Origin of the sequence: Streptomyces sp. NPDC090442, assembly GCF_044769405.1 — a bacterium.
Classification (GTDB): Bacteria; Actinomycetota; Actinomycetes; order Streptomycetales; family Streptomycetaceae; genus Streptomyces.
Genome location: NZ_JBIVXW010000003.1, coordinates 25,954 through 48,749, shown reverse-complemented (window position 1 = coordinate 48,749; position 22,796 = coordinate 25,954). Strand labels below are relative to the sequence as shown.

Here is a 22,796-nt window from a genome sequence, read left to right as displayed (position 1 = left end):
GATCCCGGCGCGCGAGCAACGGTCCGTCAGCGGTCGGTGACCAAGCTGAGCGCCAGCGACCTCAGTGGCCTTGCTGTTCGTCGCGGCGGCGCTGCCAGCGGTCCTCGATGCGGTCCATCATCGAGCGGCGCGACCTGGCCTGGCGACGGGACTGTGGCCCGCCCGGGGCCGCGGCACGCTCCCCCGACTTGGGAGCCTTGCGCCAGCCGGTGACGGCGAGCACGGCGCAGCCGAGCATGACGAGGAAGCCGACGACACTGACCCAGATGAGCTGGGCGACCATGCCGGCCATGAGCAGGGCGATACCCACCAGGAAGCCCACGACCGCTTGGTAGACCCGTCGCCGGGTGTACGTACGCAGCCCGCTTCCCTCAAGCGCTGTCGCGAACTTGGGATCTTCGGCGTACAGCGCTCGCTCCATTTGCTCGAGCATGCGCTGCTCGTGCTCCGAGAGCGGCACGGAGTCCTCCTACTCGTCGGTCGCGGGGGGCGACCGGGTGCGACCCTTTCAGGATAGGCAGGGAATCGCCCCCGTGAAACCCGCCCCTCTACGCCAATTCACCGTCCGTACCGCCGCGGCGGCCGATGGTGATGCTGGCTGCATTCCCCACCCGCCAATCCGTCATGCCGGAACGTCGTACACCGATCATACGGGGCGAAGCGGCTGTTCGGGTGGCCTGTGGTCGACCGCATGCGCTGGCCGTGGGCGCGGCCGGGCGCCGGTCCGCGGCGCTCCCGGGTGCCGCACCGCCTGCGCCGTGGGGACCGTACGGGCCCGTGCGCGGCGGCGCGGACCCGTACGTGACCGGGGTGCGTCAGCGGTTCGCCGGTGCGCCGCGGTGCACCGTCAGTCGCGCTCGGCGAGGACGTGGAGCTGGGTGGCGACGGAGTGGAAGGCGGGCTGCTCGGCCGCGGCGGCCTCCAGCTTCAGCAGGGCGTCCATGGCGCCGGGCTCGGTGTCGACCAGGACGCCGGGGACGAGGTCGGCGAAGACCCGCACGCCGTGCACCGCGCCGACCTGGAGGCCGGTGGCGGTGACCAGGTCGGTGAGCTGCTCGGCGGTGAACCGGCGGGGCACCGGGTCGCCCTCGCCCCAGCGGCCCGCGGGGTCGGTCAGGGCCCGGCGGGCCTCGGTGAAGTGGCCGGCCAGCGCGCGGGCGAGGACCGCGCCGCCCAGACCGGCGGCGAGCAGGCTGAGGGTGCCGGCGGGGCGCAGCGCACCGGCGACGTTGCGCAGGCCCTCGGCCGGGTCGTCGACGTACTCCAGCACGCCGTGGCAGAGCACCGCGTCGTAGCCGCCGCGCTCGACGACCTGGAACAGGCCGTGGGCGTCGCCCTGGACGCCGCGGATCCGGTCGGCGACCCCGGCCTCGGCGGCCCGGCGCTCCAGGGCGAAGAGGGCGTTGGGGCTGGGGTCGACGACGGTGACGCGGTGGCCGAGGCGGGCCACCGGGACAGCGAAGTTGCCGCTGCCGCCGCCGGTGTCGAGGACGTCCAGGGCGTCCCGTCCGGCGGCCTTGACCCGGCGCTCCAGGGCGTCCTTGAGGACGTCCCAGACCACGGCGGTACGAAGGGATGCGCGGGGGCGCAGCGGGTCAGACACGGTGGGTGGCTCCTCGGCGGGGCATGAACATCCAGTCGTTCACCACCCTATTCCGTATTCCGGCGGGTGCCGCGCCCGGCCCGCGCGACGCCGCAGGTCGCGCGGTCAGCCGGCGCGGCCCCAGCCCTCGCGGGGCGGATCCCCGGCCCCTTGCAGGGGCAACGTGGGGTGCAGCCGCAGCATCCGCTCCACCAGGCGCAGGAACATCCCGGCGTCCCGCAGCAGGTCGTCGGCGTCGCGGTGGCTGGCCGCGCCCGATATGTCGGCCTCGGCCTGGGCCCGGCGGACGGCGCCGGAGGCGAACAGGGCGCTCCACTCGGCGAGTTCGGGCGCGACCTCGGGCAGCACCTCCCAGGCGCTGCGGATGGCCGGTCGGCGGCCGCGCCGGCCGCGGTGCGCGGTGGGCTCCGGTCGGGCGCGCACGGCGAGGACCGCCGCGGCGGCGCGCAGCGCGGCCAGATGCGCGGTGGCGAAGCGCTCGTTGGCGGATTCCAGGGTGGCGGCCTCGTCGAGGCCGTGCCGGGCCTTGGCGAGCAGGTCGAGGGCGGCGGGCGGGGCGGCCGCCCGGCGCGGGACGGGGTGGACATCGCTCGGGGGACCGTACGCAGCGGAGCTGCCCGCGGCGGGACGAGCTGCCATGACGAACCTCCTGTCGTCGCACGCCACTTGGGAGCGGCATGACGATGCGGACCGTATGCACCCATCGTGCGGCACACCACTGACAATCGGCCTTGACCTGCGGTTCCACTGGAAAACGGACAGCCAACCGCCGTTCCGGGCACGGGATTTCGCGGATTTTCGAGAACCCCTTGCGGAGGGTGGGACCGGGTCCCTAAGTTGCACTGACCAGTCAGTGCAAGGGGAGGGATCGTGGACAGCACCCCGCGCGGGGCGGCGGTCACGGCCGCGGGTTTCGGGGTCAAGGGCCCCCGCGGATGGGCGTTCAGGGACCTCGACGTCACCGCGGAACCGGGCGCGCTGATCGCCGCGCAGGGCCCTTCGGGCTCCGGTCGTACGTGTCTGGTGCTGGCGCTCACCGGCCGGATGAAGTCCGCGGCGGGCACCGCGGAGGTGGGCGGGGCGGCGCTGCCCAAGCATATGGCCGCGGTCCGGTCGTTCACCGCACTCGCCCATGTGCCCGGCGTCGCCGAGCTCGATCCGGCCCTGACCGTGGGCGAGCACCTGCGCGAACGCGCCCTGCTGCACGGGCGGTTCGGCGCCTCGCTGCGCACGCTGCTGAAGCCCCGACGGGAGCGCAGGGCGCGGGCCCGCGCCCTGGTGGACGGCGCGCTGACCGCCTCCGGGCTGGACCCGGCGGCGCTGCCCAAGGGGGTCCGCACCGCCGTGCGCGACCTGGAGCGGCTGGAGGCGCTGCGGCTCTCGGTGGCGCTGGCGCTGATCGGCGGCCCCCGGTTGCTGGCCGTGGACGACACCGACCTGAAGCTCTCGGACGACGAACGCGCCGCGGCCTGGGCGCTGTTGCGGTCGCTGGCCCGGGCCGGCACCACGGTGCTCGCGGTGTGCGGCGAACCGCCGGCGGACACCGCGGGCGTGGTGCTGGTGCGCACCGGCCGGGCGGCGCCGGACGCCGACGCCCCCGGGGACGGCGGGCACGACGAGGAAGGGGCGGCCGATGCGCTCGCCGAAGCTGGCCGCGCTTGAACTGAAGCGGTTCGGGAGGGGGAAGCTGCCGCGCGCCGCGCTGGCCGCCCTCCTGCTGCTGCCGCTCCTGTACGGCGCGCTGTACCTGTGGTCCTTCTGGGACCCCTACGGGCGGCTGGACCGGATCCCGGTCGCGCTGGTCAACGAGGACGCCGGCGCGGACGTCGGCGGGCAGCGGATCTCCGCCGGCGACGGCATCGTCGCCGGCCTACGGGACAGCCACACCTTCGACTGGCACCGGGTGGACGCCGCGGAGGCCGGTCGCGGCCTGGAGGACGGCAGGTACTACCTCTCGCTCTCCATCCCCCGGGACTTCAGCCGGCGGATCGCCTCCAGTGCCGGGGACCACCCGGAGACCGGCGCCCTGAAGGTGCGCACCAACGACGCCAACAACTACATCGTCGGGCAGATCTCCCGGACGGTGTTCTCCGAGGTGCGCGCGGCGGCCTCGGCCAAGTCGTCACGGACCTTCCTCGACAGGATCTTCGTGTCGTTCTCGACCCTGCACGGCAAGACCGCCCAGGCCGCCGACGGCGCGGACCGGCTCCAGGACGGCATCGGGCAGGCGAGGGACGGCACCGGCAAACTGGCCGACGGCCTGCGCACCGCCAAGAACGGGAGCGCCCGACTGGTCGGCGGCCTGGGCGACCTCGACGCCGGCGCCGGGCGGCTCAGCCGGGGCAGCGCCGCGCTCGCCAAGGGGGCCGACACCGCCGCCGACGGGTCCCGTCAACTGGCCGACGGCTCCGGGCAGGTGGCCCGGGGCACCCAGCAACTCGCGGACACCGTCAACGGCGTCGTCGACAAGGTGGGGCCGTTCGTCCGGGCGCACGGCAAGGAGATCGGCGAGGCCGCCCGGCTGGTCGCGGACGGCGCCCAGTCGGTCCGCGACCACCTGGACAAGCTGCCCGCCGCGGCCTCCACGGGAGCGAGGCTCTCCCGGGGGATCTCCGACCACCTCGCCGCCTACTACCGGTTGCGCTGCGGCAGCGGCGTCACCCTGGCGACCGACTGCGCCGAGCTCAAGCGCCTCACCGCACAGGCCGCCACCGCGGCGGACACCGCCGAAGAGGTCAGCGGCTACGTCCACGACCAGAAGAACCTCGACCAGCTCGGCCGGGACCTGGACACCCTGCACTCGCTGGCCCTGGAGCTGGCCGCGCACGGCCCGACCCTCGGCGCCGACATGGACGCCGCCGTCCACAAGATCAACGAACTCAACGACGGCGCCCACAGGGTGTCCGCGGGCGCCCGCAAACTGGCCGCGGGCAACGCCCAGTTGGCCACCGGCGCGGACCGGCTCACCGACGGGGCGCGACGACTGCACGACGGCACCGGGCGCGCCACCTCCGGGATGACCGACCTGGACACCGGCGTAGGCCGGCTCAAGGACGGCGCGCGGACGCTGGACGGCGGGCTGTTCCAGCTCTCCGACGGCTCGGCCCGACTGGCCGACGGACTGCGCGACGGGGTCCGGCAGATCCCCGACTACGGCAGGAAGGACCGCGACGCGCGCACCCAGGTCATGTCCGACCCGGTGCAACTGGCGTCCGGTTCCGCCCACAAGGCGCCCAACTACGGCACCGGGTTCGCCCCGTACTTCATCCCGCTGTCCCTGTGGGTCGGCGCGATGGTGGCGTACATGCTGATCGCGCCGCTCAATCGGAGGGCGCTGGCGATGGGCGCGTCCTCCTGGCGGGTGGCGCTGTCCGGTTGGCTGCCGGTGTTCGGCATCGGGGTGCTCCAGACCGCGGCGCTGATGACCGTGCTGCACTTCGCGCTCGGCCTCCAGATGGCCCGGGCGGCCGGCACGGTCGGCTTCCTGGTGCTGGTCACGGCCTGCTTCTCGACGCTGGTGCAGTGGCTGAACGCACAGTTCGGACCGGCCGGCCGGATCCTGGTGCTGGCGCTGCTGATGCTCCAGCTCACGTCCGCCGGCGGCACCTACCCGGTGCAGACCAGCCCGGGCTTCTTCGGGGCCATCCACCCCTACCTGCCGATGAGTTACGTCGTCGAGGGGCTGCGCCGGCTCATCACGGGCGGCGACCTGGCGCCCGTATGGCAGGGCGGCGCGGTGCTGTCGGCGTTCACCCTCGGGGCGCTGGCGCTGACCGCCCTGACGGCGCGCGGCCGGCAGGTGGTGCGGATGAAGGACCTCCACCCGGAGCTGAGCCTGTGAGCGGGCGGGCCCTGCCGACCGGCACAATCACCCCCATGGACAGCTCCCACACACGCCGCGACGCGACCCGGCGCAAGCTCTTCGAGGCCGCCGTCACGCTCATCGCCGAACAGGGCTTCTCCTCCACCACGGTGGACGAGATCGCCGAACGGGCGGGGGTCGCGAAGGGCACCGTGTACTACAATTTCGCGAGCAAGAACGTCCTCTTCGAGGAGCTGCTACGGCACGGCATCGAGCTGTTGGCGTCCTCCCTCCAGGCGGCCGCCGACGAGGTCACCGACCGGGGCGGCACCCGGGTCGACGCGCTCGACGCGATGATCCGGGCCGGCCTGGACTTCATCGCCCACTACCCGGCCCTCACCCAGCTCTACGTCGCCGAACTGTGGCGCACCAACCGGGCGTGGCAGTCCACGCTCATGGTGGTGCGGCAGCGGGCCATCACGGTGGTGGAGAACGTGTTGCGGGAGGCGGTGGCCGCAGGGGAGTTGAGCGACGAGATCGACATCCCGCTGACCGCCTCGGCGCTGTTCGGCATGGTGCTGGTGGCCGCCCTGGACTGGCAGTCGTACCAGCCGGACCGGTCGATCGACGACGTGCACGCGGCGCTGTCGCGGCTCCTCCAGGGGCGGGTCACCGGCCGCCCCGCCTAGAGGGCAAGCCGGTCCGCCCGTTCGTCCCCGGGTACGCACATGTGCGCTGCCCTGGCACGGATCGTTCCCCCGTCCGATCCGACCAGGGCAGCGCCGTCCCCCGTCGTTCCCCCGAGCTCCCCCGTCTCCCCCGTGGAGCCCCCCGACGTTCCCCCGTTCCGGCCGGGAGCCGCGCCGCTCCGCCGCCCCGTGTCGGCGGTGCGGCGCCGCTGCCCTTCCGTGGTCCCCACTCTTCCGTCCGGGCCGGTGCCGACCCATCCGCGCACCTACTCATCTCGGCGTCTGAGTACGGATACTCAGCGCTGAGCATCCCTCCTCAAGCCGCCGCCATCGGGCCGGCGGACCACTTACGATCGGCGGCGTGTCCGTACTTCCCTTGGTCTTCACCAGCGGCTGGGCGAGCGGGATCAACGCCTACGCCGTCGTCCTGCTCCTCGGTCTGCTCGGCGCGACCGGCGTCTCCGACGAGGTGCCCGCCGCGCTGGAGCGCCCCGACGTGCTGATCGCCGCGGGGGTGCTCTTCCTGGCCGAGGCGGTCGCCGACAAGATCCCGTACGTGGACTCGGTCTGGGACACCGTGCACACGGTGATCCGGCCGCTCGCCGGCGGCGTGGTGGCGGCGCTGCTGGCCGGGCACGACGGGTCGCTGCCGCAGCTCGCGGCGGGCGCCGTGGGCGGCTCCACGGCGCTGGTGAGCCATCTGGTCAAGGCGGGCACCCGGATCGCGGTCAACACCTCCCCGGAGCCGGCCAGCAACATCGTGCTGAGCCTGGCGGAGGACCTGGGCGTCGCGGGGATCGTCGCGTTCGCGCTGTTCCACCCGTGGATCGCGGCGGGCATCGCGGCGGTGCTGCTGGTCGCCGGGATCGCGGTGGTGATCTTCCTGTGGTCGCGGATCCGCCGGTATCTGCGGCGGCGTCGGGAACGGCGCGCGCAGCGGAGGCCGGCCGCGGCCGACGGCGCGGCGCCGCCGGCCGGCTGAGTCCGCCGCCGGCCCGGGCCGTGTCCGGCCGCGAGCGGCGTTGTCAGTGCCGCCGGATAAAGTCGCAGGCATGGCAGGGACTGTGGTGATCGGCGCCGGGATGGGCGCGATGGCGGCCGCCGCCCGGCTGGCCGTCGCGGGCCACCGGGTGGCGGTGTTCGAGCGCGGTGCGACGTACGGCGGCGCGGTGGGCCGCCTGGAGCGGGACGGCTTCGCCTTCGACACGGGGCCCGGTCTGCTGCACCTCCCGGCGGTCTACCGCGACCTGTTCGTCAAGACCGGCCGCGAGCCCCTGGAGAGCTGTGTCGAGCTCACCCAGGTCGACCCGGCCGCCCGGCACGTCTTCGCCGACGGCACCGCCGTCGATCTGCCCAACGCCTCGCGCGCCGGCGTCCTTTCCGCCCTGGACGAGGCGCTGGGCGCGGGCGGCGGCGAGCGCTGGAGCGCCCTGCTGGTCCGCGCCCGCGAGGCGTGGGACGCCACCCGCCGGCCGCTCCTGGAGGAGCCGCTGTGGGCGGACTGGCGGGTGCTGGGGCGCGATCCGTATCCGGCGGTGCGCCGGCGCGGCCTGTTCGGCCCGCGCGGCGGCAAGGGCCCGACCACGGCCACCCTCGCCGAGGTCGCCCGCCGCGAGCTGGCCGATCCGCGCCTGATCGCCCTGTTGGAGAGCCACGCCCTGGCCTACGGCTTCGACCCGCGCACCGTCCCTGCGAGCGCGGTCGTGCTGCCGTACATGGAGCAGACCTTCGGCAGTTGGTATGCGCGCGGCGGGATGCGGGCGCTGGCCGGGGCGTTGTACGAGCGCTGCCGGGCCCGCGGGGTGGAGTTCACCTTCGGCGCCGAGGTGACCGGAATCCTTCAGAAGGGCGGCCGGGCCGCGGGCGTGGAGCTCGCCGACGGGCGGGTGGCGGACGCGGAGTTCGTGGTCGCCGGCGTCGATCCGGTCCAGTTGCCCAAGCTCTGCGCGGGCCACGAGCCCTGGGGCGAGCACGACGTCCGGCCCGCCCTCGGGCCCGGCGACCGCGCCACGGCCCGGCTGACGGTCTGTCTGGCCCTCCGCGGCGCCCGCCCCGCGGACGCGGTGCACCGCACGGTGGTGCACGCCCCGGACCGCGCCGCGGAGTTGGCCGGCGTCTTCGGCGACGGGCACGACCTGCGCGCCCCGTGCGCCCACCCAACGGTCACGGTGCTGCGCCCCGACGACCCCGCCACCCGCCCCGACGACTCCCACGAGGCGGTCACCCTGACCGCCGCCGTCGCCCCGCACGGCCCGGTCGACCGGCTGGACCCCGAGGCGCTGGAGCGGGACGCGGAGCGGATGATCGAGCGCGCCGAGGCGGCCGTGCCGGGGCTGCGGGAGCGGATGCTGTGGCGGCAGGTCCTGCCGCCGACCGAGGGCTCCCTGGTACCGGGCCCGGCCCTGGCCGGCCAGGAGGGGCGCTTCCTGCGGCCCGGCAACCGCACCCGGATACCCGGGCTCTACGGCGTCGGTGGCTGGTACCACCCCGGCGGCGGGCTGGCGCACGCCGGGATGTCCGGGGCACTGGTCGCGGGCCTGATCGTCAACGGCGACGGCTGGCGTGGCTCGGAGTGAGACCGCGCCCCTGAGGGCCGCGCCCGGGCCCGACTCGGGCCGGGGCGGCGGCGGTTGGCCTCCGTGGGGGGAGACCGCCCCGCCGCTCAGTAGTGGTACCGCTGCTCGTCGTACCCCGGCTGCTGGGGCGGGTAGGGCTGCTGCTCCTCCGGGTGCCCGGTCTCGCGCTGCTGCGGCATCCAGACGCCGCCGGGCGGGGTCTCGGGCGGGTAGCCCTGGGGATAGTGCTGCGCCGGCTGCCCGCCGAGGGGGTCGTAGGCCCCGGCCTGGTGGGGCGCCCGGCCGAAGGGGTCGGGCTCCTCGTAGGGGTCGTAGTGCGCGGCGTACTGCTGGGTGCCGATGTACGGGTCGGAGTAGGGCCCGTGGCCGCCCTGGTAGGCGCCGTCGTCGTAGGACGGGTAGGGGTCGGCGTAGCCGTCGTGCCCGGGGGTCGGGCCGTAACCGCCGTCGTAGCCATGGCCGTTGGCGTCTCCGACGACGGTGGGGTTGCCGAAGAGGTCGTAGGAGGCGCCAGCGGCGGCCGGCGCGTCGGGGCGGGCGTCGGGGCTGTAGATGCCGTAGGCCGCGGTCTCGTCCGGCATCGGCTGCGGGGCGTAGACGGCGGTGGCGTCCGCGGTGGCGTACCCGAAGTCCTGGGCGGCGGCGGGCACTTCACCGACGGCGCCGAAGGCGGCGGTGGCGTCCGCGGCACCGAAGGCACCGGGGGCGGACGGGTCCGGCTGCGGCGGGTACGGGCCCAGGTCACCGGCACCCTCTACGCCGTGGCCGGCCGGATCGGGGGCCGGGGCCGCGCCGGCGGCCGGGGCGGTCTCCTCCGCCAGCCCGGAGACCTGGAGCTTCGGCTTGGCGGCCGGGGCGCGGGACGAGCGGGCCCGGCGCCGGCGGCTCGGCTTGGGCCGCCCGCCGATCGTCCAGCCCTCCTCGTAGCCCCGGCGGACGGAGAGCGTCACATAGGTCTGCCCGACCGCGAAGGCGATGGCCCCCAGCGCGATCACGACGACCGACGGGATGACAACGCCGGCCACCACGCCGAGGAAGCCGCCCAGCGCCAACAGCCGCCACCGCAGCGGCGCCTTGTGCTGGAACAGGACCTCACCGAGCAACCACAGGGCGACCAGGCCGAACGCGAGGTAGAGGATCGTCCAGCCCATATGCGCCCCGCTTCCGCCGGATTCCGGCCACCGTGATCAGGACCGCTGGTGCAGCCCGAGGTTCTCGTAGATTTCCAGGGTCGCCGTGGAGTGGTTCAGGGTGATGAAGTGCAACCCGGGCACGTCCTCGGCCATCAAGCGCGCGCACAGCTCCGTCGCGTACTCGATGCCAATGGAGCGTACCGCCGCCGGGTCGTCCTTGACCGCGAGGATGCGCGATGCGAGCTCGGGCGGGAACGCGGCATTGCTGAGCTGCGCGAATCGCTCGATCTGGCGGACGTTGGTGACCGGCATGATCTCCGGGATGATCGGCGTCGGGCAGCCCGCGGCACAGACCCGGTCGCGCAGCCGGAGGTAGTCCTCCGGGTAGAAGAACATCTGGGTGATCGCGAAGTCCGCGCCGGCGCGGCACTTGTCGACGAAGTGCCCGATGTCGGTGTCCCAGTCCGTCGAGCGCGGGTGCATCTCGGGGAAGGCGGCCACGCCGACGCAGAAGTCGCCCGACTCCTTGATCAGTTGGACCAGGTCGGCGGCGTAGCTGATGCCGTCGGGGTGCCGGACCCACTCGCCCATGGGGTCGCCCGGCGGGTCACCGCGGAGCGCGAGCATGTTGCGGATCCCGGCGCCGGCGTACTGGCCGATGATGTTGCGCAGTTCCGCGGTGGAGTGGTTGACCGCGGTCAGGTGGGCGACCGGGGTGAGGGTGGTGTCGGTGGCGATGCGTTCGGTGGCGCGGACCGTTCCGTCCCGGGAGGTGCCGCCGGCGCCGTAGGTCACCGACACGAAGGTCGGGGCGACGGCCTCGATGCGGCGAATGGCGTTCCACAACGTCCGCTCGCCCTTCTCGGTCTTCGGGGCGGCGAACTCGAACGAATAGGACTGCTTGCCGGAGGCGAGCAGGTCGCGCACCGTCCGCGCACGATCAGTCCTGGTGGAAGCTGTACCTAGGGCCATACGGGCAGGTTAACCACCCGCCGGACGGACACCAACCGACGGCGGCGTATTGGCTGGTTGGCGCCGGCGGTGTCCACAACGTGGACACCTCACGGCCCTCCGGCGTCCTCCGACGGACGCCTAAGGCGCAGGTCAGCCGACGTGGGAGCGGATCCGCTTGGCCAGCTCGGCGGCCGCGGCGCCCGGGTCGTCGGCCTCGGTGAGCGCGCGGACCACCACCACCCGGCGGGCGCCGGCGGCCAGCACCTCGTCGAGGTTGCCGGCGTCGATCCCGCCGATCGCGAACCAGGGGCGCTCGGGGTCCTGCGCGGCGGCGTACCGGACGAGGTCCAGGCCGGGGGCGTGCCGGCCCGGCTTGGTGGGCGTCGGCCAACAGGGGCCGGTGCAGAAGTAGTCCACCCCGGGCTCGGCGAGGGCGGCGTCGACCTCGGCCTCGGCGTGGGTGGAGCGGCCGATCAGCGGCTCGGGGCCGAGCAGCGCGCGGGCGGCCGGGACCGGCAGGTCGCCCTGGCCGAGGTGGAGCACGTCGGCGCCGGCGGCATGGGCGACGTCCGCGCGGTCGTTGACCGCGAGCAGCTTGCCGTGCCGGCGGCAGGCGTCCGCGAAGACCTCCAGGTGGCGCAGCTCCGCGCCGGCCTCCATGCCCTTGTCGCGGAGTTGGACGATGTCCACGCCCGAGGAGAGCACCGCGTCCAGGAACTGCGGGAGATCGCCCTGGCGGGTGCGCGCGTCGGTGCACAGGTAGAGCCGGGCGTCGGACAGGGCCTGTCGAACGGTGGCCATCAGGCGGCTTCCCCCTCGTCGGCGGCGTACGGGCCGGGCGGTGCCGACCCGTACGCCGTGCGGTGGTGGTTACGGATTGTGGTTGCTGCGGGACGCGGGTGCGTCAGACGGCGAGCGCCTGGGCCCGGCGCTTGACCTCCGTGCCGCGATTCTCGCGCAGGGCCTGCGCCGGGGTGCCGGGCAGGGTGTCATCCGCGGTGAAGAGCCACTCCAGCATCTCCTCGTCGGTGAAGCCGTCGTCCTTGAGGAGGGTCAGCGTGCCGGCGAGCCCCTTGACGACCTTGCCGTCCTTGATGAATTCGGCGGGCACCTGGAGCACGCGGTTCTCACCGCGGCGCACGGCGATGAGCTGGCCCTCCTTCACCAGCTGTCGCACGCGGGTCACCTCGACGCCGCATTCCTCGGCGATGTCGGGGAGGGTGAGCCAGGCGGGGACGAGCCCATCGATGTTTGCGTCAATCTCGGTCACAGGACAAGCCTGCCACCTCCCACTGACAGTCGGTAGCCGGGCCTCGCCGTGGAGCACGTCGGCACGTCGGCCGGCGGGGCCGGGCGGGCCCGTCGTGCCGGTGGATCGCGCTACCGCACCGCGGACTTGAGCGGAACGGCCGCGTCCGCCGCGCGCTCCCGGTCCAGCAGCGCACCCCGTTCGATCAGCCGGCGCCCCTGGGCCAGGTCCCGCGGGCGCCCCACCGCCAGCAGCGCGACCAGCCGGCCGGCCGGCTCCCCGGCCCCCGCGCCGGGCTCGTGGCGGAGCCAGAGCACCGACCAGGCGGCACCGGTCGGGTCGCCGCGCCACACCAGTTCGTCGGCGTCCCCGTGGTGGCCGGCGTACTGGACGAACCGCCCGAACTGCTCGGACCAGAAGTACGGGACCGGGTCGTAGACCACGCCCTCCGCCGTGCCGCGGGCGATGTTCTCGGCCACCGTGCGGGGGCCCTGGAGGGCGTTGTCCCAGTGGTGGACCAGGAGCCGGGTGCGGTAACGGGCGGAGGGGAACGAGGCGCAGTCGCCGACCGCGTAGACGTCGGGGGCGGAGGTGTGCAGCCGCTCGTCGGCCAGGACCGAGCCGTCCTCGGGGGAGAGGGCGACGCCGGAGCCGGCCAGCCAGGCGGTGGCGGGCCGGGCGCCGATCCCGACGACGACCGCGTCGGCGGGCAGGGTGGTGCCGTCGGCGAGGGTCACCGCACCGGGGGCGACGGAGGCGACCCGGGCGCCGGTGCGCAGCTCGGCCCCGGCGTCGGCGTACCAGCCGGCCATGTGCGCGGCGACCTCGGTGGGCAGGGCGCCGGCCAGGGGGTGGTCGGCGGCCTCCACGACCGTGACCTCGCAGCCGGCCTCGCGGGCGGCGGTGGCGAACTCGGCGCCGATCCAGCCGGCGCCCACCACCACGATCCGGTGCTGGGCGGCGAGCACCGGGCGCAGCCGCTCGGCGTCGTCCAGGGTGCGCAGCAGGTGCACGCCGGGCAGACCCTCGCTGCCGGGCAGGGTGATCGGTTCGGCGCCGGTGGCGAGCACCGCGTAGGCGTACCGGATCGGGCCCTGGGCGGTCTGAACGACGTGGTCGTCCGGGCGCAGCGCGGTGACCGGGCGGCCGAGTTGCAGGTCGATGCCGAGGCCGGCGAAGTCGATGTCGAACGCGGAGCCCTCGGCCTTGCCGAGCAGCACGGCCTTGGACAGCGGCGGGCGGTCGTAGGGCTGGTGGGGCTCGTCGCCGAGGAGGGTGATCGCCCCGCGCCAGCCGTGCTCGCGCAGGGCCACGGCGGTCTGCACACCCGCCATCCCCGCGCCGGCGATCACCACGCGCGGCGTGCGGTCAGGGGCCTGGGGAGAGTTGCTCTGCTCGCTCACCCGCTCACTCTAGGACGGCGGGCGACGCGGCCCGCAGCAGCGCGCAAGGAGATCTCTGACACAACGTCACCGGTCGGGGGCGCCCGGTCCCGGTGCGCTCCCTTACGACGCGTCGCGGCCCCGTACTAGGGTGGCGGATGCACGCACTCGCGGGAGCCCGGACGGACCGGGCTGAGAGGGAGGCTGGCCGGCCTCCGACCGTACGAACCTGATCCGGGTCATGCCGGCGAAGGGAGGGGCTGGACGCCCATGCATCCATCTGCCACACCATCGAACCCACCGCGGCCGGACGGTCGGCACCCCGATGTGCTGGTCATCGGCGGCGGCATCATCGGGCTGGTCACCGCCTGGCGGGCGGCCGGCCGGGGCCTGCGCGTCGCGATGGCGGACCCCGCGCCCGGCGGCGGCGCGGCGCTCGTCGCGGCCGGCATGCTGGCCGCGGTCACCGAGCTCCACTACGGCGAGGAGACCCTGCTGGGGCTCAACCTGGCCTCGGCCGAGCGGTATCCGCGCTTCACGGAGGAGCTCCAGGAGGCGAGCGGTCAGCGCATCGGCTACCGGCGGTGCGGCACCCTGGCCGTCGCGCTGGACGCCGACGACCGTGCCCACCTACGGGAGTTGCACGCCCTCCAGGTCCGGTCGGGCCTGGAGTCGGAGTGGCTGACCGGGCGGGAGTGCCGCCGGCTGGAGCCGATGCTCGCCCCCGGGGTGCGCGGCGGCCTCCGGGTGGACGGCGACCACCAGGTCGATCCGCGCCGGCTGGCGGGCGCCCTGCTGGCCGCCTGCGAGCGGGCCGGGGTGGCCTTCCACCGGACGTCGGCGGAGCGGCTGACGACCGCCGCCGGGCGCGCCACGGGCGCCGAACTCGCCGACGGCACACGCCTGGTGGCCGGTCAGGTCGTGCTGGCCGGCGGCAGCCTCAGCGGCCGGTTGGCCGGCGTCCCGGAGGCGGTGCGGCCGCCGGTGCGGCCCGTCAAGGGCGTGGTGCTGCGGCTGCGGCTGCCGGACGCGCTCCCGGGGGGCGGGGCGTTCCTCTCCCGCACCGTACGGGCCGTCGTCCGCGGCAACCCCGTCTACCTGGTGCCGCGGGAGAGCGGTGAACTGGTCCTCGGCGCCACCAACGAGGAGCTGGGCTGGGACACCACGGTCACCGCGGGCGGCGTCTACGAGCTGCTGCGGGACGCCCACGAACTGGTCCCGGGCATCACCGAGTTGCCGCTGACCGAGAGCCGCGCCGGGCTGCGCCCCGGCTCCCCCGACAACGCGCCGCTGCTCGGACCGACCGCGCTGCCCGGCCTCCATCTGGCCACCGGCCACTACCGCAACGGCGTCCTGCTGACGCCGCTCACCGGGGACGTGATGGCCGAGGCGCTGACCACCGGGACGGTCCCGGAAGAGGCCCGCCCCTTCTCCCCCACGCGCTTCGCCCCCACCCCCCAAGGGGCCCGGCGCGCCCACGCCCTCGAGGAGCTGCCCGCATGAGCGCCCCCGGTACCCCCGTCCCGTCCGAGGCCCCCGACGGCCCCACGGTGTCCGTCTCCGTCAACGGCGAGGCCCGCCGGATCCCGGGCGGGCTGACCCTCGACCGGCTGGTCGCCACGCTGTCCCGGGCCCCTGCCGGGGTGGCCGCCGCGGTCAACGAGACCGTGGTGCCGCGCTCCCAGTGGCCCGGCACCGCGCTCGGCGACGGCGACCGCGTCGAAGTGCTCACCGCCGTCCAGGGAGGCTGATCGCGCCATGACCGACACCGCAGTCGCACCGGGCACCGCCTCCGCGGCGCCCGCCGCCGACGCCGACCACCTCACCATCGCCGGCACCTCGTTCGGGTCTCGGCTCATCATGGGCACCGGCGGCGCGCCCAGCCTCGACGTCCTGGAGCGCGCGCTGCTGGCCTCCGGCACGGAGCTGACGACCGTCGCCATGCGGCGGCTGGACCCGACCGTGCAGGGCTCGGTGCTGTCCGTCCTGGCCCGGCACGGGATCCGGGTGCTGCCGAACACCGCGGGCTGCTTCACCGCCGGCGAGGCGGTGCTCACCGCCCGGCTCGCCAGGGAGGCGCTCGGCACCGACTGGGTCAAGCTGGAGGTGGTCGCCGACGAGCGGACCCTGCTGCCGGACCCGGTGGAGCTGCTGGACGCCGCCGAGACCCTGGTGGACGACGGTTTCACCGTGCTCCCGTATACCAGTGACGACCCGGTGCTGGCCCGGAAGCTGGAGGACGTGGGGTGCGCGGCGATCATGCCGCTCGGCTCGCCGATCGGCTCCGGCCTGGGCATCCGCAATCCGCACAACTTCCAACTGATCACCGAGCGCGCGGGCGTCCCGGTCGTCCTGGACGCCGGCGCGGGCACCGCCTCGGACGCCGCGCTCGCCATGGAGTTGGGGTGCGCGGCGGTGATGCTGGCGTCGGCGGTGACCCGCGCGCAGGAGCCGGAGTTGATGGCCGCGGCGATGCGGCACGCGGTGGCGGCGGGTCGGCTGGCCCACCGCGCCGGCCGGATCCCGCGCCGCCACTTCGCGCTGGCCTCCTCGCCCGCCGACGGCGTGGCGGAGCTGGATCCGGAGCGGCCGGCCTTCTAGAGCGCCGGAGTGCGGGGCCGCCTCAGGCCGGGCCGGCGGCCGCCCCGGCCCGCCCGGCGAACTCCTCCGGGGCGGCGGTGATCACCTCGTCGAGCAGGTCCCGGGAGGCCATCAGGGACTCGATGGAGTCGGTGAGCCGGGCCCGCTCCCGGTGGAGCTCGCCCACCAACTGCGGGCAGGTGGGCACCAGTCGGCCGTCGTCGTCGCGCAGGCAGGGCAGCACCTGCGCGATGGTCGCGGTGTTCAGCCCGGAGGTCAGCAGCGTGCGGATGCGGCGGACCTGGGCGACGTCGACCTCCTCGTAGCGGCGGTAGCCGGCCGCCGTCCGCTCCGGGCGGAGCAGCCCCTGCTCCTCGTAGTAGCGCAGCAGCCGCTCGGTGGTGCCGGTCCGCCGGGCCAGCTCACCGATGAGCAGCGTCGTCATCGCCTTCCCCCTTTGGTGCGGTGTGGTCGTGCGGCCGCACGACCCGGCCGCCGTCCCATGGCGACCATGATCCGGTCCGGATTATTCCGGGTCCGGCCCGGAGTCCCCGTCCCGGCCCGGCCCGGTCACGGTTCCGCTGCGGTGTACCGGGGCGGCGGCCGGAGCGTCCGGGCACGCCGGCGCGGCTCGTAGACTCGTCTGCCGTGGATACGACGCTGCAGGACCCGTTGGAGGGCCAGCTGCTCGACGGCCGCTACCGCGTCGAGGGGCGCATCGCCGCCGGGGGCATGGCCACCGTCTACCGGGCCGTGGACACCCGGCTGGACCGCGTGCTGGCGCTGAAGGTGATGCACCCGAGCCTGGCCGTGGACGGGGCGTTCGTGGACCGCTTCATCCGGGAGGCCAAGTCCGTCGCCCGTCTCGCGCACCCGAACGTGGTCGGCGTCTTCGACCAGGGCACCGACGGCACCTACGTCTACCTGGCCATGGAGTACGTCGCCGGCTGCACCCTGCGCGACGTGCTGCGCGAGCGCGGCGCCCTCCAGCCGCGGGCCGCGCTGGACATCCTGGAGCCGATCCTGGCCGCGCTGGGGGCCGCGCACCGCGCCGGCCTGGTGCACCGCGACATGAAGCCGGAGAACGTCCTGATCGGGGACGACGGCCGGGTCAAGGTCGCCGACTTCGGCCTGGTGCGCGCGGTGGACACCCACACCACCGCCTCCACCGGCTCGGTCCTGGGCACCGTCTCCTACCTCGCGCCCGAGCAGATGGAGCACGGCACGGCGGACGCCCGGGTCGACGTCTACGCCTGCGGCGTGGTGCTCTACGAGATGCTCACCGGCGGCAAACCGCACACCGGTGGCACCGCGGCGCAGATCCTCTACAGCCATCTGCACGACGACGTCACCCCGCCCTCGGAGCTGGTGCCGGGCCTGGCGCCGGAGCTGGACGAGCTGGTCGCCGCGGCCGCCGCCCGCTCCCCCGAGGAGCGCCCGCGGGACGCGGTGGCGCTGCTGGCCCGGGCCCGGTCGGCCCGGGCGCACCTGACCGACGCCCAGCTCGACCTCGTCCCGCCGCGCGCCGAGGAGGCGGCCGCGGCCGCCGAGGAGCGGACGAACGTGCTGCCGCGCCCGGCGGGGGTGCAGCTCGCGCTGCCCGTCGAGGGCGAGGCGAGGCTGGACCGCACCAGCCGGCTGGAGATGCCGCCGGCCGGCGCCGCGCCCGCGGACCACCGGACCACCCGGCTCCGCCCGGCGCCGGCCCCGGCGGGCACCGGCGGACGACCCCGGCGGCGCCGGATCGCGACGGTCGTGGCGGCGGTGCTGCTGGTCCTGGGCGTCGGCACCGGCGTCTGGTACATCAACTCCGGCCAGTTCACCAGCGTCCCGGCGGTGTTGGACATGCCGCAGGCCAAGGCCGAGCAGACGCTGCGCGGCGAGGGCCTGCGGATCAAGGTGGCGCGGGACTTCAGCCCCAACGTCGCGCGGGGGCGGGTGATGGCGACGGACCCGGGGATCGGCAAGCGGATCCGCGGCAACGGCACCGTCACCCTGACCGTCTCGCGCGGCCCGGAGAAGGTCACCCTCCCCGACCTGGCCGGCACCCCGCTCGCGGACGCCCGGCGCAAGCTGCGCGACCTGGGTCTGGTGCCGGGCACCGAGACCCGGCAGTTCAGCGACGAGGTCGCCAAGGGCTCGGTGATCGCCACGGACCCGGCGGCGGGCAGCACCCGGCGGCCGGACACCGCGGTGGGCCTGACCGTCAGCCGGGGCGCGCCGGAGGACGTGCCGGACGTGGTCGGCAAGCCCCGCGCGGACGCCGCGACGGCCCTGAAGGAGGCCGGTTTCCGGGTGCGCTTCGCCGACCAACCGGTCTTCGCGCCGCAGGACAAGGACACCGTGGCGCAGCAGTCGCCCGGCGCGGGCGGCACCCTCGGCAAGGGCGAGACGGTGACGTTGACACTCTCCAAGGGGCCGGAGATGGTCGCCGTGCCGGACGTCGGCGGCAAGAACACCGCGGACGCCACCAAGGCCCTGACCGACGCCGGCTTCAAGGTCACGGTGGACAAGCCGTTCCTCTTCCCGCAGGACAGCGTGGCGTCCCAGTCGGTGGCCGCCGGCGACCGGGCGCCCAAGGGGAGCATGATCACGATCCGGCTCAAGGGGGCGCTGTAGGCGCGGCCCGCCCGATGGAGCGGACCGTGCCGGGTGGCCCGTGGGCGGCCACGGCGGACCTGGCACCCTTGGGAGGGTGAGCACTTCCCTGTCCCCCGAGGGCGCAGCCCAGCGCGCCCGCGCCCGCAATCCCGTCGGCGGCCATGTGCCGGTGGCCGGCGGCCTGGCCAAGGTCGGCCTCTCGTACGCCCGGCAGATCGGCTGCGAGGCCGTCCAGGTCTTCGTCGCCAACCCGCGCGGCTGGGCGACCCCGCCCGGCAACCCCGAGCAGGACGCCGCGTTCCGCGAGCGCTGCGCCGCCGAGGACATCCCGGCCTACGTGCACGCGCCGTACCTGATCAACTTCGGCTCGCACACCGCGGCGACGGTGGAGAAGTCCGTGGAGTCGCTGCGCCACTCGCTGCGCCGCGGCCGGGAGATCGGCGCGCTCGGCGTGGTCGTGCACACCGGCTCGGCGACCGGCGGGCGCCCGCGCGAGACGGCCCTGGCGCAGGTCAGGGAGCAGATGCGGCCGCTGCTGGACGAGCTGACGCGGGACGACGACCCGTGGCTGCTGCTGGAGCCCACCGCCGGCCAGGGTGCCTCGCTGTGCGCGCTGGCCGAGGATCTCGGGCCGTACTTCGACGCGCTGGACCACCACCCGCGGCTCGGGGTGTGCCTGGACACCTGCCACGCGTTCGCGGCCGGGCACGATATGGCGGCGCCCGGCGGCACCAAGGCGCTGCTGGACGAGCTGGTGGAGGTCACCGGCGAGGGCCGGCTGAAGCTGATCCACGCCAACGACTCCAAGGACGTGGTCGGCGCGCACAAGGACCGGCACGCCAACATCGGCGCCGGCCACATCGGCGCGGAGCCGTTCGCCGAGCTGATCGCCCATCCCGCCACCGCCGGCGTCCCGTTGGTGATCGAGACCCCGGGCGGCGAGGCGGGGCATGCGGCGGACGTGGCGCGCCTGAAGGAACTGCGGACGCCCTGAGGCGCTCCGGGCCGGGCGGCGCCGGGGCCCTACAACTCCGGCCCGTCGCCCGGCTCCTCCTGGTACGAGTAGCGCTGCTCGCGCCAGGGGTCGCCGAGGTTGTGGTAGCCGCGCTCCTCCCAGAAGCCGCGGCGGTCGGCCGTCATGTACTCGATACCGCGGACCCACTTGGGGCCCTTCCAGGCGTAGAGGTGCGGCACGATCAGCCGGACCGGGAAGCCGTGTTCGGCGGTGAGCAGTTCGCCGGAGCGGTGGGTGGCGAAGATGCACCGCTCCCCGCCGAAGTCGGCGAGTTGGAGGTTGGAGCTGAAGCCGTACTCGGCCCAGACCATCACGTGCGTGACGTCGGGCGCGGGCGGTGCGAGCTCAAGGATCGTGCGGGTGCGCACCCCGCCCCACTCGGCGCCGAGCATGCTGAACTTGGTGACGCAGTGCATGTCCGCGACGACGGTTTCGTACGGCAGGGCCGTGAACTCCTCGTGCGTCCAACAGTGCTTGGCGCCGTCGGCGGTGGCGCCGAAGACCCGGAATTCCCAGCGCTCCGGGCGGAATTTCGGCACCGGACCGTAGTGCGTGACCGGCCAGCCCCGCTGGAGCCGCTGACCCGGAGGCAGCACCGGCTCCTCTTCGCGACTCTCCGGCTGACCCATGCCTCCATGGTGTCAGACGGTGCAGGGTGCCGATGACCAGGGTGGGACGGATTCAGGCAAACCGTACTAAGCGTGCACTTACTGGACGTTGCGCTCGGGGCGGTGCGAGGATGCGCGGCACCTGCCCAGTAACTCGCGTGAAAGGGGCCCGCAACCATGCAGGGCGACCCCGAGGTCATCGAATTCCTCAACGAGCAGCTGACCGGCGAGCTGACCGCGATCAACCAGTACTTCCTGCACGCGAAGATGCAGGAGAACTTCGGTTGGTACAAGCTCGCCAAGTACACCCGCGCCGAGTCCTTCGACGAGATGAAGCACGCGGAGACGCTGACCGACCGGATCCTCTTCCTGGAGGCGCTGCCGAACTACCAGCGACTGTTCCACGTCCGCGTCGGGCAGACCGTCACCGAGATGTTCCAGGCCGACCGGCAGATCGAGGTGGAGGCCATCGACCGCCTCAAGCGCGGCATCGAGGTCATGCGCGCCAAGGGGGACATCACCTCGGCCAACATCTTCGAGGCCATCCTGGAGGACGAGGAGCACCACATCGACTACCTCGACACCCAGCTGGAGCTGGTCGAGAAGCTGGGGGAAGCGCTCTACCTCGCCCAGGTGATCGAGCAGCCGAGCTGAGGGCCGGCGGTGCGCGCCGGCGGGACGACCCGGGAGGTCACGCGGCCGCCGGGAGGCCCACGGGCCCCGGTGCGTCCTCCTCCACGACCGGCGACAGGGGCACGGACTCCGGGTCCGGCGCCTGGTCCCACTCCGCGGAGTCCGAGCGCAGCGCATCAGGGGCGCCGCGGTCGATCAGCTCCCGGCGGGGGCACGCACCGCGACCCAGCAGCGCCTGGATGCGGCGGACGCAACTGCCGCAGTCGGTACCGGCCTTGCAGGCGGAGGCGACCTGGCGGGGCGTGCAGGCACCCCGGTCCGCGTGCTCACGAACCTGCTGCTCGGTGATGCCGAAGCAGGAGCAGACGTACACGCGGGTTCACCTCCGAATAAGAGCGCCTCGACCCGATCTCCGTGATCGCCGGTGAGGTTACCCTTACCTTACCCGCCTCGGCGGGCGCGGAACAACGCACGGCAACGCAGTGGGGCGCGGATCACAGGATCCGCGCCCCACCGTCATGCCGCGCGCCTCACTGGTCGCGGTACATCTCCGCCACCAGGAAGGCCAGGTCCAGCGACTGGCTGCGGTTCAGTCGCGGGTCGCAGGCGGTCTCGTAGCGCTGGTGCAGGTCGTCGACGAAGATCTCGTCGCCGCCGCCCACGCACTCGGTGACGTCGTCGCCGGTCAGCTCGACGTGGATGCCGCCCGGGTGCGTGCCGAGCGCCTTGTGGACCTCGAAGAAGCCCTTGACCTCGTCCAGCACGTCGTCGAAGCGGCGGGTCTTGTGGCCCGAGGCCGCCTCGAAGGTGTTGCCGTGCATCGGGTCGGTGATCCAGGCGACCTGGGCACCGGCGGCGGTGACCTTCTCCACCAGCTCGGGCAGCTTGTCGCGGATCTTGTCCGCTCCCATGCGGGTGATGAAGGTCAGCCGGCCCGGCTCGCGCTCCGGGTCGAGCCGGTCGATCAGGGTGAGCGCGTCCGACGCCGTCGTCGTCGGACCCAGCTTGACGCCGATCGGATTGCGGATGCGGGAGGCGAACTCGATGTGCGCGCCGTCCAGTTGACGGGTGCGCTCGCCGATCCAGACCATGTGGCCCGAGACGTCGTAGAGCTTGCCGGTGCGGGAGTCGGTGCGGGTCAGCGCCGACTCGTAGTCGAGGATCAGCGCCTCGTGCGAGGAGAAGAACTCCACCGTCTTGAACGCCTCCGGGTCCACCCCACAGGCGTTCATGAAGTTCATCGCCCGGTCGATCTCGCGCGCCAGCGCCTCGTACCGCTGGCCCGACGGCGAGGACTTCACGAAGTCCTGGTTCCAGGCGTGCACCTGGCGCAGGTCGGCGTAGCCACCGGTGGTGAAGGCCCGGACGAGGTTCAGCGTCGAGGCGGAGGCGTGGTACATCCGCTTCAGGCGCTCGGGGTCCGGGGTGCGGGCCTCGGGGGTGAACTCGAAGCCGTTGACGGAGTCGCCGCGGTAGGTCGGCAGGGTCACCCCGTCGCGGGTCTCGGTCGGCTTGGAGCGCGGCTTGCTGTACTGACCGGCGATCCGGCCGACCTTGACCACCGGGACGGACCCTGCGTACGTCAGCACGGCGCCCATCTGGAGCAGGGTCTTGAGCTTGTTGCGGATGTGCTCGGCGGAGACGGCGTCGAACGCCTCCGCGCAGTCGCCGCCCTGGAGCAGGAACGCCTCGCCCCGGGCGACCGCGGCGATCCGCTCGCGAAGCTGGTCGCACTCGCCCGCGAAGACGAGCGGCGGATAGGACGTGAGCTCAGCGATCACATCGCGCAGAGCCTCTTGGTCCGGCCAGTCAGGCTGCTGCGCCGCGGGCAGGTCTCGCCAGGTGTGGCCACCGGCGTGGGTTTCAGCGTTCACGGTCACATGCCCCACATTACGGGGTCCCCGGGGGGTGTCCGTCCGGCATCCGGACTCTGAGACGCGAGTGACCGGCGATCCGGTAGGGTTCCCGCCA

General features: G+C 74.1%; 23 protein-coding genes and 1 riboswitch. Of the genes, 11 read left to right on the top strand and 12 right to left on the bottom strand.

The annotated features are described in order from the left end of the window. Window positions 1-61 precede the first annotated feature (61 nt). The 3 genes from ACIQU6_RS03655 to ACIQU6_RS03645 all read right to left on the bottom strand — a co-directional run bounded on the left by ACIQU6_RS03655 (window position 62) and on the right by ACIQU6_RS03645 (window position 2,242). The gene (locus ACIQU6_RS03655) at window positions 62-460 is read right to left on the bottom strand and encodes a DUF3040 domain-containing protein (RefSeq protein WP_403479984.1); all 399 of its coding nucleotides are present in this window, start codon (window positions 458-460) and stop codon (window positions 62-64) included. Between the two features lie 387 nt (window positions 461-847). Further along, the gene (locus tag ACIQU6_RS03650; protein ID WP_403479983.1) at window positions 848-1,603 is read right to left on the bottom strand and encodes a methyltransferase; all 756 of its coding nucleotides are present in this window, start codon (window positions 1,601-1,603) and stop codon (window positions 848-850) included. A 105-nt stretch (window positions 1,604-1,708) separates the two neighbouring features. After that, a complete protein-coding gene (locus ACIQU6_RS03645) occupies window positions 1,709-2,242 on the bottom strand; it encodes an SAV_6107 family HEPN domain-containing protein (protein WP_403479982.1) in 534 nt (177 codons plus the stop codon). A gap of 231 nt (window positions 2,243-2,473) precedes the next feature. Between ACIQU6_RS03645 and ACIQU6_RS03640 the strand changes: the two genes are divergently transcribed. The 5 genes from ACIQU6_RS03640 (at window position 2,474) to ACIQU6_RS03620 (ending at window position 8,670) form a co-directional block, all read left to right on the top strand. Beyond that, entirely contained in the window at window positions 2,474-3,265 is a 792-nt protein-coding gene (locus tag ACIQU6_RS03640) for an ATP-binding cassette domain-containing protein (protein ID WP_403479981.1), read from the top strand. Continuing rightward, a complete protein-coding gene (locus ACIQU6_RS03635) occupies window positions 3,237-5,444 on the top strand; it encodes a YhgE/Pip family protein (protein ID WP_403479980.1) in 2,208 nt (735 codons plus the stop codon). The genes ACIQU6_RS03640 and ACIQU6_RS03635 overlap by 29 nt, the downstream gene beginning before the upstream one ends. Window positions 5,445-5,479: 35 nt before the next feature. Then, the gene (locus ACIQU6_RS03630; protein WP_403479979.1) at window positions 5,480-6,094 is read left to right on the top strand and encodes a TetR/AcrR family transcriptional regulator; all 615 of its coding nucleotides are present in this window, start codon (window positions 5,480-5,482) and stop codon (window positions 6,092-6,094) included. 361 nt (window positions 6,095-6,455) lie between these two features. Next, window positions 6,456-7,076 carry a DUF4126 domain-containing protein gene (locus tag ACIQU6_RS03625; protein ID WP_403479978.1) on the top strand — a complete coding sequence of 207 codons (621 nt, stop codon included), beginning with the start codon at window positions 6,456-6,458 and terminating at the stop codon, window positions 7,074-7,076. A 70-nt stretch (window positions 7,077-7,146) separates the two neighbouring features. Further along, window positions 7,147-8,670: a phytoene desaturase family protein gene (locus ACIQU6_RS03620; protein WP_403479977.1), complete on the top strand. Its 1,524-nt coding sequence runs from the start codon at window positions 7,147-7,149 to the stop codon at window positions 8,668-8,670. Between the two features lie 86 nt (window positions 8,671-8,756). Here ACIQU6_RS03620 and ACIQU6_RS03615 read toward each other — a convergent pair whose 3' ends face one another. The 5 genes from ACIQU6_RS03615 to ACIQU6_RS03595 all read right to left on the bottom strand — a co-directional run bounded on the left by ACIQU6_RS03615 (window position 8,757) and on the right by ACIQU6_RS03595 (window position 13,409). Beyond that, complete coding sequence (locus tag ACIQU6_RS03615; RefSeq protein ID WP_403479976.1) at window positions 8,757-9,821, bottom strand: hypothetical protein; 1,065 nt, start codon at window positions 9,819-9,821, stop codon at window positions 8,757-8,759. Between the two features lie 36 nt (window positions 9,822-9,857). Then, window positions 9,858-10,775: a methylenetetrahydrofolate reductase [NAD(P)H] gene (gene metF / locus ACIQU6_RS03610; RefSeq protein WP_403479975.1), complete on the bottom strand. Its 918-nt coding sequence runs from the start codon at window positions 10,773-10,775 to the stop codon at window positions 9,858-9,860. Between the two features lie 132 nt (window positions 10,776-10,907). Beyond that, the gene (gene thiE, locus ACIQU6_RS03605) at window positions 10,908-11,558 is read right to left on the bottom strand and encodes a thiamine phosphate synthase (protein ID WP_403479974.1); all 651 of its coding nucleotides are present in this window, start codon (window positions 11,556-11,558) and stop codon (window positions 10,908-10,910) included. 103 nt (window positions 11,559-11,661) lie between these two features. Beyond that, a complete protein-coding gene (locus ACIQU6_RS03600; RefSeq protein ID WP_403479973.1) occupies window positions 11,662-12,027 on the bottom strand; it encodes an Rv2175c family DNA-binding protein in 366 nt (121 codons plus the stop codon). 110 nt (window positions 12,028-12,137) lie between these two features. Further along, window positions 12,138-13,409: an NAD(P)/FAD-dependent oxidoreductase gene (locus tag ACIQU6_RS03595; protein ID WP_403479972.1), complete on the bottom strand. Its 1,272-nt coding sequence runs from the start codon at window positions 13,407-13,409 to the stop codon at window positions 12,138-12,140. Between the two features lie 139 nt (window positions 13,410-13,548). Next, window positions 13,549-13,661: riboswitch (TPP riboswitch) on the top strand. On the opposite strand from ACIQU6_RS03595, the gene thiO reads away from it, so the two are divergent. The 3 genes from thiO (at window position 13,659) to ACIQU6_RS03580 (ending at window position 15,989) form a co-directional block, all read left to right on the top strand. After that, window positions 13,659-14,891 carry a glycine oxidase ThiO gene (gene thiO / locus ACIQU6_RS03590; protein WP_403479971.1) on the top strand — a complete coding sequence of 411 codons (1,233 nt, stop codon included), beginning with the start codon at window positions 13,659-13,661 and terminating at the stop codon, window positions 14,889-14,891. It overlaps the preceding riboswitch by 3 nt. Then, the gene (gene thiS, locus ACIQU6_RS03585) at window positions 14,888-15,139 is read left to right on the top strand and encodes a sulfur carrier protein ThiS (protein ID WP_403479970.1); all 252 of its coding nucleotides are present in this window, start codon (window positions 14,888-14,890) and stop codon (window positions 15,137-15,139) included. Before thiO ends, thiS begins: the two co-directional genes overlap by 4 nt. A gap of 7 nt (window positions 15,140-15,146) precedes the next feature. Further along, window positions 15,147-15,989 carry a thiazole synthase gene (locus ACIQU6_RS03580; protein WP_403479969.1) on the top strand — a complete coding sequence of 281 codons (843 nt, stop codon included), beginning with the start codon at window positions 15,147-15,149 and terminating at the stop codon, window positions 15,987-15,989. Between the two features lie 22 nt (window positions 15,990-16,011). Here ACIQU6_RS03580 and ACIQU6_RS03575 read toward each other — a convergent pair whose 3' ends face one another. After that, complete coding sequence (locus ACIQU6_RS03575; RefSeq protein WP_403479968.1) at window positions 16,012-16,413, bottom strand: MerR family transcriptional regulator; 402 nt, start codon at window positions 16,411-16,413, stop codon at window positions 16,012-16,014. Window positions 16,414-16,616: 203 nt separating this feature from the next. Here ACIQU6_RS03575 and pknB point away from each other — a divergent pair, with 203 nt between their 5' ends. Both pknB and ACIQU6_RS03565 read left to right on the top strand, forming a co-directional pair. Then, window positions 16,617-18,587, top strand: coding sequence for a Stk1 family PASTA domain-containing Ser/Thr kinase (pknB, locus tag ACIQU6_RS03570; RefSeq protein ID WP_403479967.1), 1,971 nt, complete (start codon window positions 16,617-16,619; stop codon window positions 18,585-18,587). A gap of 76 nt (window positions 18,588-18,663) precedes the next feature. After that, window positions 18,664-19,563 carry a deoxyribonuclease IV gene (locus tag ACIQU6_RS03565; protein WP_403479966.1) on the top strand — a complete coding sequence of 300 codons (900 nt, stop codon included), beginning with the start codon at window positions 18,664-18,666 and terminating at the stop codon, window positions 19,561-19,563. A 29-nt stretch (window positions 19,564-19,592) separates the two neighbouring features. Here the strand turns inward: ACIQU6_RS03565 and ACIQU6_RS03560 are convergent, their stop codons facing one another. After that, window positions 19,593-20,213, bottom strand: a complete 621-nt coding sequence (locus ACIQU6_RS03560) for a sulfite oxidase-like oxidoreductase (protein ID WP_403479965.1) — start codon at window positions 20,211-20,213, stop codon at window positions 19,593-19,595. 156 nt (window positions 20,214-20,369) lie between these two features. Here ACIQU6_RS03560 and bfr point away from each other — a divergent pair, with 156 nt between their 5' ends. Continuing rightward, on the top strand, window positions 20,370-20,846 hold the full coding sequence (bfr, locus tag ACIQU6_RS03555) for a bacterioferritin (RefSeq protein ID WP_403479964.1): 477 nt from the start codon (window positions 20,370-20,372) through the stop codon (window positions 20,844-20,846). Window positions 20,847-20,883: 37 nt separating this feature from the next. Here bfr and ACIQU6_RS03550 read toward each other — a convergent pair whose 3' ends face one another. Together ACIQU6_RS03550 and ACIQU6_RS03545 are read right to left on the bottom strand one after the other, a co-directional pair. Next, complete coding sequence (locus ACIQU6_RS03550) at window positions 20,884-21,198, bottom strand: bacterioferritin-associated ferredoxin (RefSeq protein ID WP_403479963.1); 315 nt, start codon at window positions 21,196-21,198, stop codon at window positions 20,884-20,886. 157 nt (window positions 21,199-21,355) lie between these two features. Continuing rightward, window positions 21,356-22,705 (bottom strand): class II 3-deoxy-7-phosphoheptulonate synthase, encoded by a 1,350-nt coding sequence (locus ACIQU6_RS03545; protein WP_403479962.1) that lies wholly within the window; start codon window positions 22,703-22,705, stop codon window positions 21,356-21,358. Window positions 22,706-22,796 lie beyond the last annotated feature (91 nt).